At 70.1% G+C, this 25,076-nt stretch carries 20 protein-coding genes and 2 pseudogenes; 14 read left to right on the top strand and 8 right to left on the bottom strand.

The features are described from left to right. Positions 1-194 precede the first annotated feature (194 nt). Positions 195-521: a WXG100 family type VII secretion target gene (locus ABEA87_RS04365; protein WP_345626250.1), complete on the top strand. Its 327-nt coding sequence runs from the start codon at positions 195-197 to the stop codon at positions 519-521. Between the two features lie 11 nt (positions 522-532). Continuing rightward, on the top strand, positions 533-859 hold the full coding sequence (locus ABEA87_RS04370) for a WXG100 family type VII secretion target (RefSeq protein WP_345626252.1): 327 nt from the start codon (positions 533-535) through the stop codon (positions 857-859). A gap of 74 nt (positions 860-933) precedes the next feature. On the opposite strand, the gene ABEA87_RS04375 is transcribed toward ABEA87_RS04370, so the two are convergent. Both ABEA87_RS04375 and ABEA87_RS04380 read right to left on the bottom strand, forming a co-directional pair. Further along, positions 934-1,314, bottom strand: coding sequence for a hypothetical protein (locus tag ABEA87_RS04375; RefSeq protein WP_345626254.1), 381 nt, complete (start codon positions 1,312-1,314; stop codon positions 934-936). A gap of 7 nt (positions 1,315-1,321) precedes the next feature. Next, positions 1,322-2,914, bottom strand: a complete 1,593-nt coding sequence (locus tag ABEA87_RS04380) for a S8 family serine peptidase (protein ID WP_345626255.1) — start codon at positions 2,912-2,914, stop codon at positions 1,322-1,324. A gap of 467 nt (positions 2,915-3,381) precedes the next feature. On the opposite strand from ABEA87_RS04380, the gene ABEA87_RS04385 reads away from it, so the two are divergent. From ABEA87_RS04385 to ABEA87_RS04405, 5 genes are all read left to right on the top strand, one after another. Continuing rightward, positions 3,382-4,242, top strand: coding sequence for a carbohydrate-binding protein (locus tag ABEA87_RS04385; protein WP_345626256.1), 861 nt, complete (start codon positions 3,382-3,384; stop codon positions 4,240-4,242). Next, on the top strand, positions 4,243-5,436 hold the full coding sequence (locus tag ABEA87_RS04390; protein WP_345626257.1) for a sensor histidine kinase: 1,194 nt from the start codon (positions 4,243-4,245) through the stop codon (positions 5,434-5,436). Further along, positions 5,433-6,089: a response regulator transcription factor gene (locus ABEA87_RS04395; RefSeq protein ID WP_345626258.1), complete on the top strand. Its 657-nt coding sequence runs from the start codon at positions 5,433-5,435 to the stop codon at positions 6,087-6,089. The genes ABEA87_RS04390 and ABEA87_RS04395 overlap by 4 nt, the downstream gene beginning before the upstream one ends. A 151-nt stretch (positions 6,090-6,240) precedes the next feature. Further along, positions 6,241-6,978, top strand: coding sequence for a response regulator transcription factor (locus ABEA87_RS04400; RefSeq protein WP_345626260.1), 738 nt, complete (start codon positions 6,241-6,243; stop codon positions 6,976-6,978). A gap of 292 nt (positions 6,979-7,270) precedes the next feature. Then, positions 7,271-8,095 (top strand): nuclease-related domain-containing protein, encoded by an 825-nt coding sequence (locus tag ABEA87_RS04405; protein ID WP_345626262.1) that lies wholly within the window; start codon positions 7,271-7,273, stop codon positions 8,093-8,095. A 25-nt stretch (positions 8,096-8,120) separates the two neighbouring features. Here the strand turns inward: ABEA87_RS04405 and ABEA87_RS04410 are convergent, their stop codons facing one another. Further along, on the bottom strand, positions 8,121-9,776 hold the full coding sequence (locus ABEA87_RS04410; protein WP_345626263.1) for an alkaline phosphatase family protein: 1,656 nt from the start codon (positions 9,774-9,776) through the stop codon (positions 8,121-8,123). Further along, positions 9,773-14,620 (bottom strand): LamG-like jellyroll fold domain-containing protein, encoded by a 4,848-nt coding sequence (locus tag ABEA87_RS04415; protein ID WP_345626264.1) that lies wholly within the window; start codon positions 14,618-14,620, stop codon positions 9,773-9,775. The genes ABEA87_RS04410 and ABEA87_RS04415 overlap by 4 nt, the downstream gene beginning before the upstream one ends. A 561-nt stretch (positions 14,621-15,181) precedes the next feature. Between ABEA87_RS04415 and ABEA87_RS04420 the strand changes: the two genes are divergently transcribed. The 3 genes from ABEA87_RS04420 to ABEA87_RS04430 all read left to right on the top strand — a co-directional run bounded on the left by ABEA87_RS04420 (position 15,182) and on the right by ABEA87_RS04430 (position 17,747). Further along, positions 15,182-16,399 carry a lysylphosphatidylglycerol synthase transmembrane domain-containing protein gene (locus tag ABEA87_RS04420; protein ID WP_345626266.1) on the top strand — a complete coding sequence of 406 codons (1,218 nt, stop codon included), beginning with the start codon at positions 15,182-15,184 and terminating at the stop codon, positions 16,397-16,399. Positions 16,400-16,504: 105 nt separating this feature from the next. Further along, the gene (locus tag ABEA87_RS04425; protein ID WP_345626268.1) at positions 16,505-17,038 is read left to right on the top strand and encodes an SRPBCC family protein; all 534 of its coding nucleotides are present in this window, start codon (positions 16,505-16,507) and stop codon (positions 17,036-17,038) included. Continuing rightward, positions 17,025-17,747, top strand: a complete 723-nt coding sequence (locus tag ABEA87_RS04430) for a class I SAM-dependent methyltransferase (RefSeq protein ID WP_345626270.1) — start codon at positions 17,025-17,027, stop codon at positions 17,745-17,747. The genes ABEA87_RS04425 and ABEA87_RS04430 overlap by 14 nt, the downstream gene beginning before the upstream one ends. Positions 17,748-17,981: 234 nt before the next feature. Here the strand turns inward: ABEA87_RS04430 and ABEA87_RS04435 are convergent, their stop codons facing one another. From ABEA87_RS04435 to ABEA87_RS04445, 3 genes and pseudogenes are all read right to left on the bottom strand, one after another. Further along, complete coding sequence (locus tag ABEA87_RS04435) at positions 17,982-20,324, bottom strand: CDP-alcohol phosphatidyltransferase family protein (RefSeq protein ID WP_345626272.1); 2,343 nt, start codon at positions 20,322-20,324, stop codon at positions 17,982-17,984. 255 nt (positions 20,325-20,579) lie between these two features. After that, positions 20,580-20,842 (bottom strand): annotated as a pseudogene (locus ABEA87_RS42515) (IS982 family transposase); the annotation flags it as partial. Between the two features lie 146 nt (positions 20,843-20,988). Next, on the bottom strand, positions 20,989-21,750 hold the full coding sequence (locus ABEA87_RS04445) for a class I SAM-dependent methyltransferase (protein WP_345626276.1): 762 nt from the start codon (positions 21,748-21,750) through the stop codon (positions 20,989-20,991). Between the two features lie 87 nt (positions 21,751-21,837). Here ABEA87_RS04445 and ABEA87_RS04450 point away from each other — a divergent pair, with 87 nt between their 5' ends. Further along, the gene (locus tag ABEA87_RS04450; protein ID WP_345626278.1) at positions 21,838-21,975 is read left to right on the top strand and encodes a hypothetical protein; all 138 of its coding nucleotides are present in this window, start codon (positions 21,838-21,840) and stop codon (positions 21,973-21,975) included. A 133-nt stretch (positions 21,976-22,108) separates the two neighbouring features. On the opposite strand, the gene ABEA87_RS04455 is transcribed toward ABEA87_RS04450, so the two are convergent. After that, the gene (locus ABEA87_RS04455) at positions 22,109-22,576 is read right to left on the bottom strand and encodes a MarR family winged helix-turn-helix transcriptional regulator (protein WP_345626280.1); all 468 of its coding nucleotides are present in this window, start codon (positions 22,574-22,576) and stop codon (positions 22,109-22,111) included. Positions 22,577-22,674: 98 nt separating this feature from the next. Here ABEA87_RS04455 and ABEA87_RS04460 point away from each other — a divergent pair, with 98 nt between their 5' ends. From ABEA87_RS04460 to ABEA87_RS42520, 3 genes and pseudogenes are all read left to right on the top strand, one after another. Then, positions 22,675-23,223 carry an NADPH-dependent FMN reductase gene (locus ABEA87_RS04460; protein ID WP_345626281.1) on the top strand — a complete coding sequence of 183 codons (549 nt, stop codon included), beginning with the start codon at positions 22,675-22,677 and terminating at the stop codon, positions 23,221-23,223. Further along, on the top strand, positions 23,220-24,506 hold the full coding sequence (locus tag ABEA87_RS04465) for an MFS transporter (RefSeq protein WP_345626283.1): 1,287 nt from the start codon (positions 23,220-23,222) through the stop codon (positions 24,504-24,506). The genes ABEA87_RS04460 and ABEA87_RS04465 overlap by 4 nt, the downstream gene beginning before the upstream one ends. Positions 24,507-24,791: 285 nt before the next feature. After that, positions 24,792-25,037: pseudogene (locus ABEA87_RS42520) on the top strand (transposase); the annotation flags it as partial. Positions 25,038-25,076: the final 39 nt, after the last annotated feature.

Raw genomic sequence — 25,076 nt, forward strand, 5'->3', positions numbered from 1 at the left:
TGCCGCCCCACGACACCCTGACACCAGCGGATCACCGCGCTGAAGTCCCCCATTCCCCGCGTCCGGACGTCCGTATCCGGGGTAACCCGCTGTCCCGCGAAGCAGCCACTGTCCAGCGCGTACCCGGTCCTGCGAAGCTCGGCGGCATAGCCGGGTACCGACCGGCGCCGGTCTGGAAGGCAGGAGGGCGACCGATGGCATTGCCGGTCGACATCACCCCGCAGATGCTCGCGGACGGCAACAAGAACTGCGTGAACACCGCCGAGGCCATCGGCGACGAGCTCGCCACCGTGCGCGGCTACGTGTCCGACCTGGCCGCCCAGTGGCTCGGCGTGTCGTCCACGCAGTACGTGAATCTGATGGCCGACTTCGACACGTACGGCCGGATGTTGCACGACGCGCTGACCGGTATCGCCGACGGCCTGCAGGGCAACTACCACAACTACACCACGACCGAGTCCACGAACGAGGCCCAGCTGCTCCAGGTCAACGGCGCCATCCCCGGCGCGAACCTGGGCTGAGGGAGGACATCATGGCAGACCCCGCGGACAGCAACCTGCGCGTGCCGCCGGAACTGGAGAACGCCGGCGCACAGTTGTCGGGCACCGCACGAACCATCGATGATCAGCTCTCCACGCTGAAGAACCAGCTGGTGCCCTTGCAGGACTACTGGCAGGGCCCGGCCCAGTCGTACTACCAGGACCTGCAGGCCGAGTGGAACGTGGCCGCCCAGGGCCTTTTCGGCCCGGACGGCGTGATGGGCGAGATCGCCTCGGCCCTGAACCTGGCCTGGAACAACTACACCGACTGCGAGTGGGCCAACGTGCGCACCTGGCAGACCGGCGCCTCGTCCTCCTGAGCCCAGGCTTCCCTCAGCGCCGGCCGGATCCCTCCGGCCGGCGCTTTCGCGATCCTGATGGGTGGGCGCGGCCATCACGCGGTCCGCAGGGCGGTCAGCGCCCGGCGCAGGGCCGGATCGCCCACCTCGGGCGGCCGGTAGCCGGCCGCCCGAATGTGAGCCAGCAGCTCGGGATCGGGTGCGAGCCGATAGGTTCGCAGGTAGTACGCGGTGGCCTCGCACCACACCCAGGTGCCGTCGGTGGCGAACCCGCCCGGCACCACCTCGGAGCCGTCCCCGGTCATCACGTCGCGCATCCGGATCAGGCCGGTGAGCAGTGCCCGCCCGCCGTCCAGGTAGGACAGCACGCGGGCGGCCTCGCCCTCCTCCAGCAGCGGGTGGTCGACCGTCAGGCGCGGTCCCCGCCCGTCCACGACGTCGTAGACGCGTGCTACGCGTACGCCCTGCTCACCCATGGTTTTCTCACCCCGCCGAGTTCCCGTCCTCCAGGTAGGCGGTCTCGTCGCCCTCGACGTTGGCCCGCAGCAGCCGCCGGATCCGGGTCGCCATCAGCCCCAGCGCGATCAGCAGGACCACGCCGATCAGGGCCAGCAGGATCACCCGGCCGCGACCCGAGGTGACCGAAGAGACCGGGCCGCCGCCGGACGAGTCGTCCTTCTCGTCGGCGGTCACCACCGTGGTGACCGCCGCGCCCGGGTCCATCATCTTGGCGCCCCCGGACGCGCCGCTCTCGGGCTTCGCGGTCTGCTTGATCCGGTCGGCCACCCCGGCCGCCGGCAGGCTCGGGTACGCCGCCCGGATCAGCGCCGCCTCACCGGCCACGAAGGCCACCGCGTACTGGGTACCGCTGGCCACCACCGTGCCGGTGCCGGTCAGCCCGAGCGTGCTCACGCTGCCGCCGGGCGCCGCCACGTCCACCGAGCCGGGCCGGTACGACGCGATCGGCTGCCCGGCTTCGCTGACTCCGCCGACCCGCAGCACGCCGTCGGTCGGCAGCGCGTCCGCCGGGACCGGGACCGAGGACGCCGGCGCCGCGCACACCACCACCACGTCGTGGTCGACGGCCTGCTTGATCGCGTCCACCACCTTGGCGTTCGAGGTGTCCACGTAGGAGCCCAGCGCGATCACGGTGGCGCCGGACGCGGTGGCCACCGTGATGGCGGTCGCCTCGTCGTCGGTCTGGGCGTGCGGCGCGGTGGTGACCACCCGTACCGGCATGACCGTGGCGGCCGGGGCGATGCCGGCCAGTGCCCCACCGTCGCCCGGCTGGGCCGCGATGATGGCGCCCATCCCGGTGCCGGTGCCGAGGCAGTCGACGTCGCCCCGGCCGCTGCCGGAAACCACGTCCACGCCGACCGACACGTGGCCGGCCAGTGGGGTCAGGCTGCCGTCGATGCCGGAGTCGACCACGGCCACCAGCTCACCGCTGCCCTTGGTCCGGCTCCACGCCTGGGCCGCGTCGACGGTCTGCCGGGCCCAGTCCGGCTGCTTGCCGGCCGGCGTCCCGGGGGCACAGCCGGACCCCGCCGGCGTCCCGCCGGACCCGGCGGAGCTGGGCGGCACGGCCGGCAGCTTGCCGCTGGCCGGGCTCGCCGGCTGCACGGGCGTGATGCCGCCCGGCTCCGCCGGGCGCGCGCTGTGGGCCGGCACCAGCGGCGTCCCGGCGATGCCCGGCGTCGCCAGCGGCGTGCCGGGCAGCGTGGCGGGCACTTTGGTGGGCAGCGAGCCGTACTGGACGCCGGCGCCGACCGCGTCCCAGGGCAGCACCAGTTCCCAGCCGGGGTCGAGCTTGTTGGCGTCGGTCAGCGCGGCGCCGTCGGCCTGCTGCCGCCCGACGTTGAGGTTGTAGATCTCGACCGCCCGCGAGGAGGCGCCCAGGAACCGGGTCGCGATCTCCGAAAGGTTCTCCGGGGCGCCCTGGTAGGACGTCGTCGCGGTGTAGTACTTCACGTACGAGATGTCGTCCGCCTGGGCGGGCGACCCGACCAGCGCGGTCACGACCGCGGCGACGCCTGCCACGATCACGGCCGCACGGACCCGGCCTCTGTTGGTCATCGAGTGTCCTTCCGCCGGTCAGCGCACCGGCACGATCACTGCGGTAGGTCCCCTTGCGGGTCCGGTCTGCTCCCTGCACGACGAACCCGCGCTCCGCCGCGTTCAGCGCGATGCCACCCGACCCGTCCCGGTTTCCGGGACCTCGATCCGGGCCGGCTGGGCCTTTCGACTCAGGAAATCGGGCCGCGTCAACCCCTACTGTCTGGCCCATGGCCGCGCCCGGCCCCCAACCAGCCGGGCATCTCGTAGGGAGTTCCCAACCTCGCCTTTCCACAACGGCTCCGGCCCGGCTGCCGGATGTCGACATAGTCACGGTTGGCCGAGTTCCGGCCCCTTACCCGCAGGCCACGGGCCCCGGCGTCGTCACTGGCGCCCGGAAACGCTCCTTCGAGCGTTGCGGTAGGTGTTGACCATGAGTACGGTATGCGGGTCCGAGCCTTCGACAAGGCCCCCAAGGAGCGCGTCCGGTGCAGAGCGACTCTGCTCCGGAGGTTGGCGGCAGCCACCCCACGGTTGCCTCCAGTCACCCGGAGCCGCCCGAGGACGACCCGGTCCGGCGACTGCTGGGCGGCCCACCCGTTCCAGTTCGCCAACTGGGTCTCCGGCACTGGCTCGGCATCGCAGGCCTGGTCGCGGCCATCGCGGCGGCCGCCTTCGTGCTACCCCCGCTGATCACCTCCTCGGACGGGCCGCCGGCACCGCAGCACGCCGCCGCCGCGCGCAGGTCATCCGACCCGTCCCCGGCCGCGGTCGACGAGTCCCCGAGCGTCCCGCCACCGGCCGCCTCGGCCACCGCGCCCACCAGAGCGCCCGCGACCGGCGGCCCCGCGGCCCCGACCGGCGGGTCATCGGCCCCGACCGGCGGCTCATCGGTCGCGGCCGGCGATGACTCGGCGCCCGACACGCCGGTGCAGCCCGAGAAGGCCAAGCCGGGCCGGACGTCCGGCGTCGACACCGCACCCTCGTTCAAGCCGACCACTGTGCAGGCCGAGGCGGCCTCCCTCACCGGGGGCGCCGAGGAGGTCGAGTGCGCCACCTGCAAGGCCGGCGCCCGGGTCCGCTGGCTCGGACAGGTCGACGTGCATGTCACCATCCCGTCGGCCGGCCAGTACCAGATCACCGTCGTGTACGAGGCGAACGGCGACCGGAGCCTGGACGTGTCGATCGACGGCAAACCACCGGTCGCCACCCTCGCCGTGACAGGCACCAACTGGACCACCCCGAGGTCGGTGACCGTCAACGCCCACCTCCCGGCGGGATCGGTCGACATCGGACTGTCCGCGGGCGCCGGCAGTCCACCCGACGTCGACGCCGTGACCATCTCTTAGATGGAACGGCACATCGCCACCGTCGCGGTGGTCCGCGCGGTGCTGGTCGGGCGCCTGATCATCATGATCGCCGCGATTGTGGCCGGCATCCGGCTGGTCGACGACCCGACCCGGCCGCTGCTCGCCCTGCTGCTGGTCGCCGCGGTCACGATGGGTCAGCTGTTCCTGATCAGCCGACACCCGGCGATCCTGCGGCGGCGGCTGGGCGCGGTCACGCTCGAGGTGGCGGTGACGCTGGCCGTCCTGGCCATCAGCCAGGGCGGGCCGGCCTACTTCTGCTACGCGGCCGGCTCGGCGATGTTCGCCGGCACGCTGCTCGGCAGCGGCGGCCTGATGATCTGGCTGGCCCAGGCCGGGCTCGGTCTGGCCGTAGTGTTCCAGCTGCTGCGGGCCACAGTGCCGGACGCCCGCTCGGTTCTGGCCCCGTTCCTGGTCGCTATCCCGATCATCGACATCGTCGGCGGGCTCGGCGCGGCCGCGCTGACCGCGATCCTGACCCGGTACATCCGGCTCGCCATCGAGACCACGACCATGGCCCAGCGCTCGGCGGCCGCCTCGGAACGGGCCCGGCTGGCTCGAGAGCTGCATGACTCGGTGGCCAAGACCCTGCGCGGCGTCTCGTTCGCCGCGGTGGCGCTGCCGTCGTCGCTACGCCGGCAGCCCGACCTCGCCGAGCAGCTGGCGGCCACGGTCTCCGCCGGCGCCGAAACCGCCCAGCGCGAGGCCCGGGAGCTTCTCGGCGCTCTTCGCCGGGACGTACCCGACCAGCCGTTCGCCGATACCGTACGGGGAATCTGCGCGGCCTGGAGCACGACCAGCGGCACCCCGGTCGCGCTGGACCTGGCCCTGATCGAGCCGACGCTGGCCGCCCGCTACGAACTCACCCAGATCCTGCACGAGGCGCTGCGCAACGTCGTTGCGCACGCCCGGGCCACGCGCGTCGCGGTCACGCTGGCCCGCGTCGGGGAGCTGGTCGAGCTGACCATCCGGGACGACGGCGCCGGTTTCGCGGTGCCCGACGACCTGTCGTTGCTGTCTGTGCGGGGCAGCTTCGGCGTGGTCGGCATGTCCGAGCGGGCCCGGACCGCCGGCGGGCACCTTGCGATGCGGTCCCGGCAGGGCTCCGGCACCACGATCGTCGTCACGGCCCCGGAGGCCATCCTGGCCGTACGTCGAGTAACGGCGAGCCGATGATCGACGTACTCATCGTCGACGACAATCCCATCGTGCGTACGGCCATCCGCGCGTTCCTGGACGCCGCCGAGGACATCCGGGTGGTCGGCGAGGCTCCAGACGGCCGTACCGCGCTGACCAGCGCGCAACGGCTGCGTCCGACCGTGACGCTGCTCGATCATCGGATGCCGATCGCCGACGGGCTGAGCGTCATCAGCCGGTTGGCCGACCACACGGCCGTCCTGGTCCTGACGAGCGACCCGGACCCGCACCTGATCGCCGGGATGCTTCAGGGCGGCGCCAGAGGCTACCTGGTGCACGGTGAGTTCGACCCACCGGAGCTGATGCGCGCGGTGCACGCGGTGGCCTCTGGGCAGGGCTGGCTGTCCCCGGCGGTCGCCGCGGTCACCATCTCGGCGCTGCGCGATCACGCGGCCGAACAGCGGGTCGAGACCGACCGGGCCGAGCAGCTTCGCCGCTACCGGGAAGGGTTGGAGCTCACCCGTCGCGAGCGGGACGTGCTGGAGCTGCTGTGCGCCGGGCACTCCAACGCGGCCATCGGCCGGCGCCTGCTGGTGAGCGAAAAGACGGTGAAGAACCACCTCAATCACATCTTCACCAAGCTCGGCGTGGCCAACCGGACCGAGGCCGCGCTGCGGTGGTCGGGTCGCTGATCCATTGCCAGGAGGCGCACTCGAAGTCGCGTTGAACTTCCGGGCAGCGATTTCCGTCGTGTAAACAGCGGGCAAACGCCCGCCACGGCCGGTGCTCAGCGCAGCGCGCCAGCGATTCGAGACCGAACGGCGTAGATGAACCATGGCCTCTGTGCCGGTTGAACCGTCACCCGGACCGCGCCGCAACCAAGGTCCGGCGGTCGCCGCTTCGCCGGAGTCCGCGGTGCGGGCCGGCGCCCCGATCGACGTGATGATTGTGCACCCCGAGCCCGAGGGCCGGGCCGCGATCCGGTGTTTGCTCAGCGATGGCGACCGGGTCCGGGTGGTCGCGCTCACCGACAACGGCGCCGACGCGGCGACGGAGGCGGTGCGGTTGCGGCCGGCGGTCGTGGTGGTCGACGATCGGCTGCCCGGCTGGGATCGGATGGCCCTGAAATCCCGGGTGGTGCTGCTCACCGGCGAAACCGACCACCAGACCATCGGGACAATGCTGCTCGCTCCGGCCTCGGCCTACCTGGTCTACGACCACTTCGAGCCGGCCGACCTGCTCGGCGCCGTGCAGGCGGTGGCGGACGGGATGGCCTGGCTGTCGCCGATCGCCGCCTCGGCCGCGGCGACCGCCATGCGCGCGGCGGGCCGGCCGACCACGCCGCACCGGCCGGCAGCACCGGCGAGGGATAACCAAGCGTGGGACCAACGGCTCACCGGGCGCGAGCGCGACGTGCTGGAGCTGCTCTGCCAGGGCATGTCGAACTCGGCCATCGCCACCGCGCTGGCCCTCACCGAGAAGACGGTAAGGAACCATCTCCACCGCTGCTTCGCCAAGCTCGGCGTCCGCGACCGGGCCGAGGCGGTGCGCCGGCTGGCCGCCGTCACCCAGGTCCCCTGACAGCAACCCGCGATGACGCTCAACGGCGAGCCGACGAAGGACGTGCGGCGGCGCCGCCCGCGTCATTCGTCTGTACGCGGGCGGCGCCGTGAAAACAACGTGTCTCGGGTGGACGCATCGGGGCTTTCATGCATCCTGACCAGGGGAGCCGTCCTCAGCCGGAGATCTCGGTCGCGCCGCGGGTCATGCCGACGCCTCATCGACAAAGCTCTCCGACCATTGACACCCCTCATCGCCCCGTCAATGATCGAGTGAGGTAACGGTCGAAATGTAGCGGCGAGAAGAGGACCTGGTGCGGGTCGAGTACCTGTCCGACCACGGCGGCCAGCAGCTCCAGCAGGCCGAGCAGCAGCTGCACGGTGCTCAGGCCGCGTTTGTCGAGTGGCACGGCGCCTACGCCGAGGCGGCCAGCGCGTTGAAGGCCACCCGCCGTGCGAAGCCCCTGTGGAAGCGACTCCTGTCGGTACGCACTCCCGAGGAGCGCGACGCGCTGGCGCGCAGCGAGCAGGCCAGGCAGCAGGCATCCTTCGCACAGTCCGGCGTGCAGCAGCTGAGTCACCGGGTCGAGCAGCGGGCGGCGGGAGTGCGGGGCGAGGACGCCCTGGCGTGGGGTCTGTCCGGCCTGCCCGACGCGTGGGTCATGTTGCGGGGCTATCGCAACCGGCGGGGCGAAGCCGACCACGTCCTGGTCGGGCCGCAGGGCGTATGGGTCATCGAGGTGAAGTTGCGGCGGGTTCGGCTGCATGTCAACGGCGACGAGTGGCGGTACGAGAAACTCGACCGTTGGGGCAACCCGGTGGAGAGCGGGTGGGCCACCGACCGCAGCGGCAGGAGCTGGGCGCGGCAGGCGTCCGATGTGGCCGAGGACCTGGCGGCATGGCTGCACCGCAATCACCATGTCCTGCCCGTGCGCAGCGCGGTGATGCTGATGCATGAGGACGCTCAGCTGGGCCGCTGCGACGACCTCGCCATCGACTTCGTCGCGACCCAGCCGGGGCTGCTCCTTCAGGAGATGTGGCGGCGCGCGACACCGTTGACCGCCCAGGCCTGCGAGGACATCGTCGCGCTGATCCGCCGCGACCACCAGTTCCACAACCGGCGGCGGCGGTCCTCCTGAGGCCGATCGACCTCACGTCGAGGAGTCAGGCGGGAGACGGCCTGGTGCCCGGGGGCTGGGTCGGTACCGTCTGGTCGGCGCGGGGCAACGGCGGTGTGTTGCTCGGAATGGACTTCTGCAGGGCCGACAGGGTGGCGTAGGTGAGATAGGTGCTCGCCGGGTTGCTCGGGTCCATCGGCGAGGTCGCGACGCCAGGGCCGGACTGGAAGACACTCATGAGGTCGCCGAAGGTCTCGCGGCGCCAGTCACTGATCCCGGCGAACATCTTCTGACCATCGAAGACGACCTTTTCGATCAGTTGCAGGCACGAGGTGTGGTCGAACTTGTCCGACGCGACGTACCCGCCGACCGTCCAGGGCGAGACGATGACGCAGGGTACCCGGAACCCGGAACCCAGCGGCATGCCCGGCTCGTAGAACTCGTCGGCCGTGCCAGCGGGCGGAACCACCGGGGGCACGTGGTCGAAGAGCCCGTCGTTCTCGTCGTAGTTGATGACGAAGACGGTGGACTTCCACAGGTCGGGGTTGGCGGCGATGGCGGCGAGCTTGGACGCCAGGTAGGCGGCACCGTCGATCGGCCGCTGGGCCGGATGCTCGGTGACGGCGTTCGGCTGCAGGATCCAGCTGACCGTCGGGAGGGTGCCGTTGTGGCAGTCCTCCTCGAACGAGGTGGTGTAGTCGAACGGCCTGCCGCTGTAGGGGTTGATCAGGCTCGGGTCCTGACCGGCGGCGCCATTGCCGTTCGGCGAACCGAAGAGAGTACTGCCGAGGGCCGCGTTCTGATAGAGACCGAACGGCACGGTCTGGTCGGCGTTCCAGATCTTGGGGAACGCGAGGAAGAAATTGTGGTTGTTGTTGTCGAGGTTGGCCTGCATCTGCGTGGGGGTTGTGGGCTGGGCGGTCGTGGCGCTCTTGAGCGGCTGGTAGACCTTCCACGAGATGCCCTCGTTCTGCAGCACCTCGGCGGGGGTGGTCCACGACAGGGAAGCGCCGGCGAGCACCGAATTGCTGGTGATCGGGCCACCGGATGCCTGTACCGACCCGGTCATCCACATCAGCCGGTTCGGGTAGGTCGGACCCATGATCGAGCAGTGGTAGTTGTCGCAAATCGTGAAGGCGTTGGCCAGCGCGTAGTGGAACGGGAGGTCGTCCTCGGTGAGGTACGCCATCGTGTACGGCCCGTTCGACTGCCCCTCGACGCTGCCGTGCGTGCGCACGAAGCTGTCCATCCGGCCGCCGTTCCAGCACTCGTGCTGGGGGCCGAAGTCGTGCGTCAGTGAGCTCAGCGTCTGGCTGGGTGCGTGGAACGGCAACAGGTAGCCCAGCGGGTTGGCGGGGTCGGGCTGGTGGAAGACCGACAGGCCGTTGGGCAGCGTCATCGCGTCCGGGTCGCTGAAGCCGCGCACTCCGGGCAGGGTGCCGAAGTAATGATCGAAGCTGCGGTTCTCGTTCATCAGGAAGACCAGGTGCTTGATCTGCGACGGGTCGAACTCGGGCAGGCCGTCGTCCTTCGCTGTCGTGGTGATGGCGCTCGCCGGGCGCATCGCCGACGGCAGGTAGGACGCGAGGCCGGCCCCGGCGACCAGCGCGGCCCCGCCGCCGAGCAGGAGGTTGCGTCGAGTCAGAGGCTTGAGGGAGGGGGTGCTGCGTTTGTCGCTCACGGTGTTGGCGTCCTCGCTCACTTGATCTTCTTCTGCGCGCTGGTGGCACTCGCCGCGATGTAGCCGTTCGTCGCGCCCGTCACGCGTACGCTCAACTCCTGGCCCTTCAGCGCCTTGGTCGGGGTGAAGGTCGCCCCGGTCGCCCCTCGGATCGGCTTACCGTCGGCCAGCCACTGGTAGCTGAAGCACAGGCCCGAGGGCTCCCAGTTGCCGGTGTTCACGCGAACGGCGACGCCGGCGGCGACGTTGCCGGTGATGACGGGCTTGCCCGGCTTGACCGCGACGCTCACCACCAGCGTGTTGCTGGCCTCGCCGGCCGTGGTGAAACGGTAGCGGCCCGCGGCGGTCGCGGTGAAGCCGTACGACACGGTTCCGGAGCCGTTGGTGTGGAGCGTCTTGAGCGTCACCCAACGCCCCCGGACCTCGTCCTGCACGGCGACCTCGGCGCCGCGCACCGGTCGCCGGGTCCTGGCGTCGGCCACCGTCGCCGTCAGGGTCACCTTGGTGCCGTACCCGACCTTCGTCGCGGACTGGCTCGCGTGCACGACGATCCCCGCGCTCGGGGCGGTCGGCGTGGCCTTGACCTCCATGGACGGATCCGAGGTGACGGTGCCGTTGACGGCGACCACCTCGAACCAGTACGCACTGCCGTCGCGCAGCCCCGAGACCTGGCAACTGGTCGCGGTCGGCCCGGCGGTGCACGCCGGCTTCGACAGGTCTTCGCCGTGCGAGGTCGTGCCGGCGAAGACCTCGAACCCGGTGACGTTGTCCTCGGCCTCCCACGAGACGGTCACGGTGTGGTCGCCCGCCTTCGCGCTCACGTCGCCCGGGGCCGACGGGACCGTCCGGGTCACCCCGAAGGCCGCCGACGTGGCGCTCGCGTAGCCGCTCAAGGAGGCCACCAGGGTCACGCCGTCCGCGGCCTGCGACATCGCGCACGTGTACGTCGCCTGGCCCGCCGAGAGCGGGTGGGTCAGCCCGCCGTCGCAGGCCAGCGCTCCGGCCGGCACGCCCGCCGGGGCGAGCGTGACGCTGCCCGTGGCCGCCGGGTCGACGTGCCCGCCCGGTACCTCGGCCGCGAGCGTGACGGTGAACTGCTGCCCCTGGACCACCGACGACGGCGGCTGGGCGGTGAAGGCCAGCGTGCCACCGGCCGGGCCCGGCCCCGGCGTGCTCGGGACGGGCATGCCGGCGATCTCGTTGACGTGGCTGGAGTTCGCGTCGGCGACGAAGACGTCGCCGGTCGTGTTGTCGACGGTGATGCCCTCCGGCTGGATCGGCGGGTTCTTCACCATTGTCGAGATCGTGTCGTCGGGTTTCACCAGCCGGACGGCCTTGTTGGCGGTATCGGCGATGTAGAGGTTGCCCGCGGCATCCACCGCGATACCCTGCGGGTCGTTGAGCTGGGCATGGATCGCCGGACCGCCGTCGCCGCTGTCCGACGGAACGTAGTTGTTGGCGACATACGCCGCGTGGTCGCCCGCTACTGTCGAGATCGTGCCGACCGCGGCGTCCACGCGCCGGACCACGTTGTTGGCCGAGTCGGCGATGTAGAGGTTGCCGGCCGAGTCCACCGCGACCCCGTACGGCGAGGCGAGCTGCGCCGAGGTCGCCTTGCCGCCGTCACCGCTGTAGCCGAAGGTGGCCTTGCCGGCACGAGTCGAGATCGTGCCGGACGGGGTCACCTCGCGGATGACGTTGTTGCCGGAGTCGGCGATGAACAGGTCGCCGTCCGCGTCGAGCGCCAGTCCCTGCGGGTCGTACAGTTCCGCGGCGGTCGCTGGCCCGCCGTCACCCGAGTAGCCGCCGCTGCCGGTGCCGGCGTAGCGAACGATGGTGCCGTCGGCGGCGCGGATCTCGCGCACCACATCGTTCCCCGTGTCGGCGACGAACACGTTGCCCGCGTCGTCCACCGCGACGCCGGCGGGGTACATCAGGAACGCCGAGGTCGCCGGCCCCCCGTCACCGGAGCCGCCGGTGCCCGCGGCGCCCGCGACCGTCTTGGCGCTGCCGCCACCGGTCGTCATCGACCCGACTGTGCTGTTGGCCGTCTCGGCGACGTAGAGGGTGCCCCTGCCGTTGGTGGCTACCGCGGCACCGTGCCCGGTCGACGGCGACAGGGTGGTCTGGCTGAACGTTGCCGGGATCGTCGCCGCGCAGACGTTCGGCGGGCTCGCGGTGTTGAACAGCGGTGTGGTCTGGGCCTGCTGCGCGGCGAAATCGCGGCCATTGTTGTGCGTGTTCGTGCATCCGCTGTCGTTGCGGTAGTCGCCCTCGGTCGCCGTCAGCGCCGGGGCCGGCACACCCAGCGAGTACGTTGCCTGGCCCGTGCTGACCGAATCGATGACGTCGGAGGCCGGCAAATCGACCTCCTGCCCCGATCCGTCGACCAGCGCGACGATGCCGTCCTGGGCGAGGTCGAGGTCCGGGGCGGTCTGGTCCGGTGCGACGCTCAGGTCGGACTCGTCGCCTTGCCCGGTGTCGTGGCCGGCCAGCAGGAAGTACTGGCCCGGTGCCAGGGTGGTGTCGTCGAGTGCCGCGGTGGCCCCGGGCACCGGCGTACCGTCGGCCGCGAAGTACTGCAGCGAGAGCCCGCCGAGCGAGACCGAGGTGGTCTGGCTGGCGTTGAGCAGCTCGACGAAGTCGTTCGCGAAATAGGAACCCGGCTCCCCGCCGCCGCCGTACACGGCGGAGATCTGGAGCTGACTGTCGGCGGCGGGGATCGAGCTGAACGCTGTCTTGTCCAGCTGCGCGACCTGGCCGGCCGAGAGCGGGCGGCCCCAGATCTGCGCCTGCTCGACGGAGGCGGGGATGTAGTTCTCCGCGCCGCCGGTGGCCGAGGTGTCGGCTCCGAGGGTGAAGCTCTGGCCGGCGGAGCCGGGCAGGGTGATCGGGCCGGATGCGGCGACCTGGCCGACCTGCAGGCCGTTGAGGTAGAGCGTGATGTTCGCGCCGTCGTACACGCCCACGGCGTCGTACCAGGTGTTGGCGGACGGCAGGGTCACGATCGGCCCGGTGTAGCCGCCGGCGGTGTCGGCCTCGAAACTGATTTTGTTGCCGACGATCACGAAGCCGTAGCCGCCGTTGTTCTTGTCCGAGCAGACCGATGGCCCACTCAGGTAGCCGGTGGACGTCTTGGTGGTGAATTCGCCGTTGTACTTGAAGACGCACTGCATCGCGACCGAGTTCGCCAGTGCCGGCCACCGGCCCGACAGGTCGAAGGCGTAGGCGTCGCTCGTGCCGTTGAAGCTCGCCACGTCGCTGCCGAGCTTCGGGTCGGGGGCGATCGCCGGCGAGCCGATCCGCTTGGCCGGCGTGCCGTGGGCGTAGTCGAGCGGCGTGCCGCTGGCGAAGCTCACGTCCAGCACGTCGCCGGATCCGACCGGCTCGGTGCTGACGTTCTGCGCGTACAGGGCGGCGACCTGGGCCGCGCTCAACGGACCCGACCAGATCCGTGCCGCCGCGACCGAGGAGGGGATGTAGTTCTCCGCGCCGTCGGTGGACGACACGTCCGCGCCGAGGTTGAAGTCCCGGCCGGCGGCGCCGGGCAGCTTGATCGGGCCGGATGCGGCGGTCTGCCCGACCCGCACGCCGTTGAGGTAAAGCGTGAGGTTCGTACCGTCGTACACGCCCACGGCGTCGTACCACGTGTCGGCGGCGGGCAGGGTCGTGTGAGCCAGCGTGTAGGCGCCGTTGAAGTAGCCCTGGAAGCTGAACTCGTTCCCGACCAGGACGAAGCCGTAGCCGCCGCTGTTCTTGTCCGAGCAGACCGACGGGCCGGAGGATCCGGAGCCGGGTGTCAGGGTGCCGTTGTACCTGAAGTAGCACTCGACCGTGACGGCGTTCTGGAGCGACGGCCAGTACGGGCTGAGGTCGAAGCCGTACGCGTCGCTGCTGCCGTCGAAGGTCGCGACCCCGGTGGCGAGGGTCGGGTCGGTCGCGATCGTCGGCGCGCCCATCGTCTTGGCGGCGATGTTGTTCGCGTGGTCGACCGGCGCGCCGGAGGCGAAGTCGACGTCAAGCACGTCGGGCGTGAGCGTCGGTGGGGTACTGGTGCCGCCGGTGCCGGTCGGACTCGGCGTCGGTGAGGCGGTCGGCGTCGGCACGTCGTTCGCGGCGTACAGCGCGCTGATCTGGTCGGCGGTCAACACGGTGCTGTAGAGGCCGACCTGCGCGACGCTGGCGGCGCCGAAGGACTCGATGCTGCCGAGCGTGCCGGCCGCGGAATCGGCACCGAGAGTGAGGTGGGTCGCGCTCGCGCTGGGAGCGTGGATCGCCCCGGTTGCCGGAGTCTGCGCGACGAGCGTGCCGTTGAGGTAGAGGTCGACGTTGCTACCGTCGTAGGTGCCCACCGCGTCGTACCAGGTGCCGCCGGCGATCGGCGCGGTTGCCAGGGTGTACGACGTCGACGCGGCAGCGACCTGGAACTCCACGGAGCTGCCCACGACGGTGACCGAGAAACCGCCGCCCTGCTTGTCAGAGCAGACGGACTGGCCGCTCGAGCCCGTGCCCGTGGAGCCGCTCAGCGTGCCGTTGAAACGGAAGTAGCACTCGAGCGAGATGGTGTCGGTGATGCTCGGCCACTCGGCACCCAGGTCGTAGGTGTACCCGTTCTGGCTGCCGTCGAAGGTGGCCACCTGACGGCCCGCGGCGTCGTCCCCAGCAATGGTCGGAGCCGGCGAGCCGACGGTCGTCAGCGTGAGGTTGCGCGCGGTGTCGGCGGCCGATCCGTTCGCGAAGTTCACGTTGAGCAGGTCGGGGACGGGCACCGGGGCGGCGGATGCCCGCGTGGCGACGACGGTGATGGCGGCGACGAAGGCGAGCGCGACAGCGGTCACGGCGGCCGGCAATGCCCTGGTCTTCACGAATTCCTCGGCTTCTTCCACAGCGAGCTTCGGGGCGAGACTGAGACTCGCCAGCGGGAATGAACGGCGAGTGGCCGCGGGCTGTTGCTAAGATCAACTCGTACGGACGAGTCTGCCGGAGTGGATTGTCACCGGCCCCTCGCGACGGCACGCGGTCTCCGCTCACGAACCTCACCGGGGCCGCCCGTCGAGGCGGGTGAACCCGTAGCCGTAGTCGTGCCACCCGTGTCCCGCCGCGCGGGCCTCCGCACGCTGGTGGGCGGCGGTGCTCCCGCACGGTGGCGACGGTGTGCTTGTCGATGGCGACCACGGGAGCTGTGGGAGCCGGAGGGTGAGACTCCCTCCGGCCACCCGCCAGGGCACTTCTACCTTCCCGGACAACGCCGCCAGCCCGGCGGACCAGCGGGCGACGCCGAGACCATCCGTGGCGGACACGATGGCGGGCAGCGCGGCTGTGGCGGGCGTCCCCAGGAGCCGAGGCACGACCGGCCGCCGGACCGCTTTGCGCCGCTCCCGGATATTTGAGCCATATGTCCGGCAGGTCCGTGTAACGATTGTTTCGTGCGATCAGATGTGGTCGGCTTCGGGCGAGCCGTGCGCCGGTTCGGCCCGTTGTTGCTGCGCCTGGCCGGCGGCGTCACCGTGCTGTGGTTTCTCGTGCGGCTGCTGGGTTCGGCCCCGTTCGAGGAGGGCCTGCGGGCGGTCACCTGGCCGGCGGTCGTGGCCGCCGTCACGCTCACAGCCCTGACTACGGTGTTTTCTGCCTGGCGGTGGCGGGTCGTCGCCCGGGCACTCGGCATCGGAATTGGCTGGCCGGGCGCGATCTGCGCCTACTACCGTTCTCTGTTCCTCAACTCCGTACTCATCGGCGGTGTTATCGGGGACGTGCACCGGGCGGTCGCTCATGGCCGGCGCGCTGGAGACGTGGCGCTGGGGGTGCGCGCGGTGGCGTGGGAGCGGCTGTGGGGTCAGGTCATCCAGGCCGTGGTGACCGCCGTCGTATTGCTGACGCTGCCCTCGCCGGTTCGGCCCGCGCTGCCGTACTTTCTCGTGGGTGTCGCGGGCATAGCCGTGTGTGCCGCGCTGGTGGTGCGCGGCGCGGCTCGCCGTGGCTGGTCGCGGCTGGCACGCGCGGCCAGGGCCACTTCTGATGACCTGCGTTGCCAGCTGCTGGCCCCGCGCGTCTGGCCCCAGCTCATGCTGGCATCGGTGCTGAACGTGGCCGGGCACACGGCTACGTTCGTCATCGCGGCCCGAGTCGCCGGCTGCACCGCGCCCCTGGGCGAACTCGTCGCGCTGCTGATGGTGGTCCAGACCGCAGTGGTGATCCCCTTGAGTATTGGCGGATGGGGGCTACGGGAGGGTGCCGCCGCCTGGGCCTTCGCCGCAGCCGGGCTCGGCGCGGCCACCGGGGTCACGATCGCCATGCTCTATGCGGTCCTCATGCTGGCCGCGGTTGCCCCGGGCGCTGGCCTACTGCTGGGGGACGCCGTTCGCCGCGGTCGCGGCCCCGGCCACCCGGGCGAGTCGGGCCGACCCGGTCTGGCCCTCAGACCTGGGAGGGCGTTCCTGGCTGACCGGCGGGCACCGGGTGACCGGCCGCAGCACCCGGCGAACGGCGCCCTTGACCTGGTGCGAGGCCGCGCGGCTCGTCCCGTGTCACCGGTGAGTGTTCGGCAGCCAGCGGTGCGACTGAGGTCCCCAGCCACGCGAGGCGGTCGAGCGGATTGCCAACCACGGCGGGCTGATCTTCTGTCTGCCCTGCCGGGTTGTGGATGAGCTCGCTGCGATGGTGGCTAACCTGACCGCGCGTGGCATCGGTCGACTGTTCGCCAAGGGCGGGACCATGATTCACACCCACCTGAGAAGCAGGAGGAGCAATCGATGACAATCAGAACCGAGAGCCGCATAACCATCGCTAGCGGCTTCCGTGAGGTGTGGGCGTATGTCTGTGACGTCGGACGCTGGCCGGAGTGGGCGCCAACGGTTCTCGAATGCTGGGTCCGCGGAGGAGCTCCGCTTCAGCCCGGCTCGCGGGTGGAGCAGCGGGCTAAGGGGATACTCGGGTTGACTCGCGGCCGGAGCCAGCAGGTGACCGCTGTCGAGGAGCCCCGCTACGTGGCATTCGCCGGGCCGATGGGTACTTCCGCGGCGCGCTGGGCAATGGAACTCGAGCCAGTGGATGATAGGCAGACCGACGCCAAGATGTGGATCGAAGTCGACCTCGCGGGCATCATGCGCACAATCCCCGGCCGTACTCTCCAAGGCAGAATTCAGCGGGTGAGCGATCTCGAGATGGCGGCGATCAAAGCTGCGGTCGAGTCCGGTACACGCAATGGCGCGGAGTCCCAGATGGGGTGGCGCCCCGTTTCTACGCGACGCTACCGAGATCGAGGAGCACGCCGTGAGGCAGACTGACAGTACGCGGGAACGTCTGATCAAGGTATACCGCAAGAAGGCGAAGCACTACGACATCACCTCCCGGCTCTACCCCGCGCCCTGCTACCCCCAGCGGGCACAACGCCTCCGGGCCGTACAGGCGCTCGGCCTTCGCGCGGGTGACAGCGTGATCGACATCGCATGCGGCACAGGCCTGAACTTCCGGCTGATCGAGGAGGTAATCGGTCCCCACGGCCGGATCGTCGGCGTCGATCTGACCGACGCGATGCTCGCCCAGGCCCAGGATCGGATCGAGACGAACGGCTGGAGCAATATCAGCCTCGTGCAAGCCGACGCGGCGAACTTCGACTTCCCAACGGAGGTCGACGCGATCCTGTCCACGTACGCCCTGTCACAGGTGCCCGAGTGCGCAGAGGTCATCGCCCACGGCGCTGCAGCCCTTTCCGGAGGCGGACGCTGGGTCGTGCTGGATCTCAAGGTTCCCGACAACACGCCTGGGTGGCTGACGCAGCTCGGAACCGCGATTGTGCGGCCTTTCGCCTCCATAGATGAGTGGATCATGCGCCGCCCGTGCGACACGATTCGCGCAGCCATGCAGAAGGAACTGGCCGATCTCTCCTGGACCGAGTTGTTCTTCGGGACCGCCTTCCTGGCTGCCGGGTCCGCGGCCCTGGAAAATTCGGTTACGACCGCGAGGGGGCAGCGGCCATCGGTGACCATCGGCTGACAAAGCATCCTCTCGCCTGAGGCCCGGCACCGACGCGAGGCCTTGGCGGACAAGTCGATCCAGCGCGTCGAATCCTTGAAATGACCTTGCGCGTGGACGTGCGGCAGCGCCGGTGGCCCGGACCGAGGTCCACTAACACGGCTTCGGTGCTGTTGTGGAGGTGCCAGACGCAGATCAGGATCGATCGGCTGACCGCGACGATGGCTACGGAAGTGTAGGGATTCTGGTGAGGGTTCACCGGGGCGAAGTGAGCGTCACCGGTGACTGGGGCGTCGAGCTGAACGCGCTGAGGAACCGGTTGCGGAATGCGTCCATCGATCCCACCGGAGCGTCCGGGCCGGGCAGCAGCCCGCTCTGCCAGTTCCACGAGGCCACGGCCGCGATCACCTTCGGGTCGGGTGTGATGATCGAGATCGGTACCTCATGATTGGCACTGGGACCGCTGACCGTGCTCTCGGGCTGGTGGTCACCGAGCGCGATCACTACGAGGTTCGGGTCGTGCAGCCGGGTGATCCATTGGGTGAGCGCCGTCATCGAATACTGGATGGATTGCCCGTACAGCGCTTGTACCGTGCTCACGTTACGCCAGGCCACGCTGGGCGCCAGGCCTTGCGCGGGCATCGGATCGAATATCGAGCCGTCCCCCAACTGGTCCCACGACACCATTCGTGGCTGCGGCGTCCACGGGGTGTGTGAGGAGACGAAATCGATCTCGGCCATCACCGGGCTGTGGCCGGGCTGGAGTTCGAGCCGCTGGAACGCCGCGAGCGTGAACTGGTCGGGCATCGACGCGTAGCTGAACATCGGTCCGTGGTAACCGACGTTGCGCCGGTCGTACATCTTGTCGTAGTGGTAGAACGAGGTGCCTGGTCCCCACGTCTGTTTGTCGGACGGGGCGTCGCTGACCGTGCGCCAGCCTGCTTGCTTGAACGCGTCGCTCAGCGTGTACCGGTTGCTGGCCATCAGCTGGTTGTACCGCTGCTGGTTGTTCACCCAGAGACCGGACTGCAGCGTCGAGTGCGCGAGCCAGCTGATTCCGCCGAACGTGGGGGACGTGAGGAACGCACTGCGCGTCTGGTAGCCAGCCTTCGTCAGCGCGGTCGTGCCGGTGCGCAGCACGGCGTCAACGCCCGGCGAGAACGACGTGCCTTGCACCGCGACCTGGCCGTAGCTCTCCACGAACGCGATGATCACGTCCTTGCCTCGCAGACCGGTGAGCAGGTTCGAGGTGGGAATTCTGGCGTACTGGTCGGGCTCATGGATCATGTTGTCGAACTGCTGGTGGTCACGCGCGCTCGTCTGGGCATCGTGCACCTGCGACTCGACGACGCGCGCCGTGCTGGTCGAGGCGAGCGGCTGGCCGGGGCTGACCTGAATCGACAGGGTCGCGGCGACCACGGCGACCAGACCCAGGACGGCGACACCGCCCGCCGAATTCCGTCGATGGCGGGCGGTTGCGCTGGTGAGTCGTACCGCGGCCACGGTGATGAGTGCGACGACGAGCGCGAGGGCGAGCAGGACGAGGACGAGCGCCACGCCGGTCGCCAATGTTCCGATGGAGTCGCGTGCGAAGCCGATCGCCGGGCCGACGTTTTCCCAGTCGAGTACCGGATTGAACGGTCGGGCGAACTCCTGATATGTGACAAGGTCGAAGACTTTGCACGCAGCGAGCAGGCCGAACAGGACCCCGGCGATGACCGCCACAATGCGCCGCGGTCGGGCCGGGAGCAGCAGCGCGATGGCGACCAGCACCAGGCCTTCGACGGGGATGCGGAGGAACGCCGCCGGCGTCAGCAACTCGAGCCGGTCGGGCGCGACGAGCACGCCCCACACGACCGCGCCCGCGCCCACTGCGGTCAGGCGGCGCAGCACCCGGCGGGTGACTGGGCCAGCGCCGGCGCGGTAGAGCCAGACGACGCACTGACCGAACGATGCGGCCAGCATGACGAGCGCAATGCCGACCACCACCATGCCGACCGTCTGAGGCAACATCCCGGATGCCGCGATGGTGAGCGCGACGCCCTGTACGGTGGCGACGAGCCGACGCCAGTAGCGGGAGGGCAGCGGCGCGGCCAGCCATGGCAACACCCATCCGGCGAGCAGGAACGCGTACCGAAACGCGCCGATCGCAAGCACCCAGCCGCCGTAGACGCGGGCGACCTCGACGCTCAGCACCAGGATGAGGAACGCGTCGAACTCTCCGTCGAGGCGGGCGCCAAACGGCGTCGCGGTTCCGGTACGCCGCGCCACCTGACCATCGACGGCGTCGAGCAGGAGCGCGATGGAGGCGAGCACGACGATCGCGGTGACCTGGGTCGTACGGGTGAATGAGTCCACAACGAGTCCGGCGACCCCAGCGATCAGCGACGCCCGGGTCAGCGTCACCCAGTCCGGCGGCAAGATACCCGGAGACTCGCGGCGCGCCCGACCGGCGACCACCAGTGCGGTCGTCGTCCAGCTGGCGGCCAGCCCCACGATCCAGCCCGCGACGCTGAGCCCGGTCGTCAGCGACAGGACTCCGAGGAGTACGGGCGTGACCAGCGTGCCGAGCAACGCCCCGAGCCGAACCGTGCGCACTTCGCCCCCCGATAGACGATGAACCGTCGCGACTACCTGATCTAGAGCACGAATCAGGGACCGCGAAGTTCACCTCGAAGCTTGAATCGGATGGCGGACCTGCCCGTTGTCGACTGCTTCATGCCATTTCACGGTAGGCCGGTAGCGCTCGGGAAGGGCCGGGTTACAAAAAGCTCGGGTCGGAATGTCAGGGTCGGGAAGGCCTCGGCCGCCTGTCTCGTCGGCCTCGACCGCGTCCCCGGGCTGGCTGCGCTGTTTAATGATCGGCTGTCCGGTGCGCCAGTTGCGCCATCGCGGCGGTCAGGGCGAGAACGGGTTGCAGGATCCGGACGGCAACGCCGCGGTACGCGGGTCGCACCACGGTCATGCCGTTGTCGTTGAGTCAGGTTTCGGTGTCACGATCGCGGTAGCCCTTGTCCACCACCAGAGTCAGCCCATCAGGGTAGATGAAACATGTTCGGCTGCATGATGGCCGGGCCGATAAGAACCTCACGTTCGTCGGTCTTGGCGTTGGTCAGGCGAACACGACCCCTGACGTACAGTGCGGTCGCGAGGGTGACCAGATCGACGTGCGCGTGGCCTCCATGGTCATCGATGCTCAGCAACGTCGATCGTGGACGCCCTCATGACCGTTCGCTGTCCTGCATCCCTTGGAATCGATCATCTAGAGCTTCTCGGCGACGATCGCGAATTTCCGCATTCGACCACTGCTGAGCCAGTCGGCCCACAGTTCGTGCGCGGCCACCAGCTCATGAAATCCCCGCGCGCCAACGTGGTTGGCGATCCGCACCGCGTCCGCCCGGTACGCGTACAGGAGCGCCGCCGCGGTCTCCGCATGGGATTTAGTGCACTCCGACTGCCACGTAATTGTCAGGCCGACGTCGGCCAGTAGGTCAGTCAACTCGGCCAGTTCGATCGGCCAGGCGGTGTCGGCATCGGGCATCCGGTCGCGCTCCGCCGGGGTGAGCGGACCGCCCTCTTCGACGGTGAAGGCGAACCGCCCGCCCGGTTGCAGCGCGCGCGCCACCTCGCCCAGCAGGGTGCGCTTGTCGGCGAACGCCAGCATGGTCTCCAGCAGAAGCACGACCTCGACAGGGTCGTCGGGCAGCGGCGGGATACGTGCCTGGTCGAACCGGCAGGGGAGATTGCCGGCGAGTTCCCGAGCGATCTCCAAGCCGCTCGCGGAGTAGTCGACGCCGAGGTACTGGCAGCCGAACTCGGCGGTGATCAGGCGGCCGGGACCGGCTACCCCACAACACGCGTCGAGCACCGAGACCCCGGAGCCGATCCTGGCTCGGCCGGCGAGTTCACGAATCTCGCTGGCGAGCACGAAGCTCTCCTGACCGACGTACTCCCCCGGCGGGTAGGCGGCTTGCCGCGCCCGTTCCAGAGCCGCCACGAAGGGGGCGCGCTGATCTTGCTTCACGACGAGCCCCTCATCAGGTTGTCTCGGGTCGAACACTATCTTCTGAGCCGCTGCGAAGTGGGCGGTTCACGTCGCCCGATCGACTCGATGCGTGACGAACACGTACTCCCGACCGGGGCGGTCGGGGCGGGCGTCATGGACATCGAGGCTGACGAGCTCATTCTTGAGTTTCGCAATCTGGTCGAACAGGTGTTTGCGCGGCTGTATGCGGTTGCCGATCGCTGACCGGATGCAAGATTGTCTTGACGCACAGCCTGACGGGCGGGGTTTGCCCAAATACGTTCGCTGACTGTGTGATCGAGTGGGAATCTGATCCTATCGAGCGTCTGCGATCGGCGGCTGTGGAGCGCGAGCGTGGTCAGGTGTCCAGCGAGCGGAGGTGGGCGGTAATTTTGCGGGTGATCCTGGCCAGGTCGGCGAGGTCGGTGGCGGTGAGTTGGTCGATGACATGGCGCCGTACCGCGTCGACGTGACCGGGTGCGGCGGTCTCGATGGCCCGGCGGCCGGCGGTAGTGAGCCTGACGTCGGTGCCGCGCGCGTCGGTTTCACAGGGCAGCCGGTCGACCAGACCGCGGGACGCCATGCGGGCGACGTGGTGCGACAGCCGGCTGGGTGACCAGAGGAGCCGGGTGCCCAGGTCCTTCAGGCACCAGCGCGGTGCGTCTGCGTCGTTGAGGAGGCTCAGCACGTCGTAGTCCGGCTCGGACAGGCCGGAGTCGGCCGTCAGCTCGCCGGCCAGCCGCGCGTCCAGCAGCCGCTTCATCTGCCGGTATCCCGTCCATGCCGCCTGCTCGGACTCGTCGAGCCAGCGCACCTGCTCCGCCATGCGTACCACCATATCCGGTGAGATGTTGACACGTCACACAGTCTGATTGCATGATACGTCAAGCAGTTTGTGTGACGCGTCAAGCAAAGGAGGCCGGCATGACCGTGGGGATCGTGATCAGCAGTACCCGACCGGGTCGGGTGGGCGACCAGATCGGGGCCTGGATGGCGGGCCGGGCCGGTGCCGGCGGTGACCTCATCGACCTCGCCGAGCAGGGCCTGCCGTTGCTCGACGAGCCCGAACACGCCTCAACCGGGAACTACGCGCGAGCGCACACGCGGCGGTGGAGCGAGCGGATTGCCGGCTGCGCCGCGCTGGTGTTCGTGACCCCGGAGTACAACAGCTCGTTCCCGGCGTCGCTGAAGAACGCGCTCGACTTCCTGTACCACGAGTGGCGCGGCAAGCCGGTCGGCGTCGTCGCCTATGGCGGCGTCTCCTCGGGCGGACGGGCCGCGCAGTCGCTGCTGCCCGTCCTGGTACACCTCGGGATGATCCCGGTCGGGACGCGGCTGGTCCGCTTCCGCGACCACCTCGCCGACGGGCGGTTCGTCCCCGGCGACGCGCTCGACTCCGACGCTGACGATCTGCTCGCCACGCTGCGCCGCGCCACAACGCCGGTCGTGCCGGTTCCACCGCTCGCGTCGTGAGGCTCGGCCGGCCCTTCACGTTGCTGTGGGCGGGGCAGAGCGCGAGCCTGATCGGCGACCAGCTGACCCGGCTGGCACTGCCTCTCGTCGCGGTACTCGTCCTGCACGCCACGCCGGGGCAGGTCGCCGCGCTCGCCGCGGCCGGCCAGCTGCCCTTCCTCATACTGGCGCTGCCGGCCGGTGTCTGGGTCGCCCGCTTCGGCCTGCGACGGGCAATGCTCGCCGCCGACATGGTGCGCGGCGTCGCGATCCTGTCTGTTCCGTTGTTCGGCGCTGGCGGCTATCCACGACTGCTGGTGGTGGCGGTCGTGGTCGGTGTCGCCACGGTGCCGTTCCAACTCGCGTACCAGTCCGTGGTGCCCGCGCTGGTGCCCGCCGAGCTCATACCGGCAGCCAACCGGCGGCTGACGCTGTCCGAGTCGGCGGCCGCGCTTCTCGGCCCCGCCGCCGCCGGCCTGCTCGTCGGCGCCGTCGGCGCGGTTCGCGCGCTGTACGCCGATGCCGCGAGCTATCTGGTCAGCATCGCCACCCTCGCCGCCGTCCGCGACGGCGGCGCCATCGGCCACGCGGACGCTGGCGGCGCGGTCCGCCAGGTCATCGCCGGCTGGCGGTATGTGCTCGCCAGCCCCCCGCTGCGTGCGCTGATGTGGGCCAGCGCCCTATTCAACGCCGGCTTCGCCGGCTACGAAGCCCTCCTCACGGTCTTCGCCATCCGCACCCTCCACCTGACCCCCGGCACGCTCGGCCTGAGCGTCGCTGCCGGGGGCGTCGGGGTGCCTCTGGGCGTCGCGCTCAGCCGCACCGCGGAACGGCGCGTGGGCCGGGGCCCGACGCTGGTGCTCGCGGCGGCCCTGTCGGCCGCCGGCCCGTTCCTGGTCGCCGCGGCCACCCCGGGCACCGCCGTCCAGTTGGTCGCTGCGGCCACCGCCGTCACCGGAATCGGCGGTGGCTGCTGGGGGGTCGCCGCACTCACCACGCGCCAGCTGCTCAGCCACCCAGACATGCGCGTCCAGACCACTGCCACACATCGCTTCGTATCCCTCGGCGTCCTGGCGCCCGCGGCCTGGGCGGCCGGCCTCGCCGCCGACACCGTGGGCCCGCGCTGGGCCATCCTCACCTTCGCCGCCCTGGGTGCCCTCTCTCTCCTACCGCTCCTTCGCGTCCCACGCCTCTCCTGGAGCACCCCAACCGTGAGAGCGGCAGCGAGCACACCGAAGACAACAGCGAGCACGTACTTGGGGCTCAGCCGATCCACGAGCGGAACAACCAAGCCGAGACCGTAGAAGTAGCCGAAAGCCGGCGGTTCGCGGACAGTCGGCGTGTCGAGGTGGGTCACGACCGCGGGTTCACGGAGCATCGGCGGTTGCCCATGGATCCCTGAGAGGGAGTCCACCGCGGATGCCTCGGATGCGTACCCTACCGGGGTCGTTGATGCGCGTGCTGGAGCTGTTCCGGCCACGCTTTACGGCCCCGACCTTCGCCACGCTCGTGACCCTGCTGGCCGGGATGGTCGCCCGGCCGGCGCACCGCACGGTGTGCGGCATGCTGCCGGCGCCGGCGCGGCCGGGGTGTGGCATCACAGCCGGGCGCACCGGTTCTTCGCCGCCGCCCGCTGGGACCCCGACACGGTCGGGTTGACCTTGCTGCGGTTGATCGTCGGGCATCTGCTGCCGATCGGGGCACCACTGCTGGTGGCCGTCGACGACACCATGTTCCGCCGTGCCGGGCGCAAGGTCCACGCCGCACATTGGGGCTACGACGGCTCGCTGAAGGTCGCCAAAGGCAACCGCGGCACTGCGCGCATCTTCACCTCCCCGCGATGGCCACCGCGAACCCGGACTCGGCTCGTCGCA

This window comes from Rugosimonospora acidiphila (genome assembly GCF_039543385.1).
GTDB lineage: Bacteria > Actinomycetota > Actinomycetes > Mycobacteriales > Micromonosporaceae > Rugosimonospora > Rugosimonospora acidiphila.